This window comes from Bacillus sp. mrc49 (assembly GCF_002803435.1).
The window spans coordinates 1-283 of the sequence record NZ_PHNG01000404.1 but is presented as its reverse complement, the minus strand read 5'-3'; the positions used below and the strand labels follow the sequence as shown (position 1 = coordinate 283).

Annotated in this window: 1 protein-coding gene; it reads left to right on the top strand. The window is 31.4% G+C overall.

Annotated elements, in window-relative coordinates:
* Positions 1-84: 84 nt before the first annotated feature.
* Positions 85-283: TetR-like C-terminal domain-containing protein (locus CVN76_RS02515; RefSeq protein ID WP_232732077.1), on the top strand; the 199-nt coding region annotated here is incomplete at its 3' end.

The window sequence follows — 283 nt, the reverse complement described above, 5'->3', positions numbered from 1 at the left end:
GATATTAATCGCGGAACTTTTTATTTACACTACCAGGATAAATACGATCTATTGAAAAAGAGCGAAGACGAGATCATCAAGGAAATGAAAGAATTTTTCAAAGAATTAAAACCAAAAATGCTTGTTGATTCCCAATTACTGAACGAACCGATACCTTTAGTGAAGTTATTTGAGTATATAGAAGAAAATGCCCAATTCATGAAATTAATTTTAGGCCCAAAAGGAGATCCCGCCTTTCAAGTGAGAATAAAACAATTTATGAAAACAAACTTTCTTGAAAAAG